General features: G+C 44.2%; 1 protein-coding gene. It reads right to left on the bottom strand.

Going from position 1 to position 380, the window contains the following annotated elements:
• A partial coding sequence (locus ETC27_RS17820) for an ABC transporter ATP-binding protein (protein WP_136256059.1) occupies positions 1–380 on the bottom strand: 380 nt, incomplete at both ends.

The raw sequence follows: 380 nt of genomic DNA, 5'->3' as shown, positions 1-380 counted from the left end.
GGTTGGTGTGCCTGACTGAACAATTTCACCCTCATTCATAATGAAGATCCAGTCGGACATGGCCAAAGCTTCTTCCTGATCATGAGTCACAAAAATAAAAGTGATACCCAGGCTTTGTTGCAACTCACGCAGTTCATATTGCATATCCTTACGGAGCTTCATATCCAAAGCCGACAGGGATTCATCCAGCAAGAGAACTTTGGGTCGGTCAATAATGGCGCGTGCAATAGCAACACGTTGTTTTTGCCCCCCAGAGAGTTTACTGATAGCACGTTTCTCGAAGCCTTCTAGTTGCACAAGCTTAAGCGACTCAGAAACACGTTGTGCGATTTCTGATTTGTTCACTCCCTTGATTTTCAAAGCAAAAGCCACATTATCAA

It is taken from the genome of Onishia niordana (genome assembly GCF_004798965.1).
Classification (GTDB): Bacteria; Pseudomonadota; Gammaproteobacteria; order Pseudomonadales; family Halomonadaceae; genus Onishia; species Onishia niordana.
This window is presented reverse-complemented; position numbering and strand designations above follow the sequence as displayed.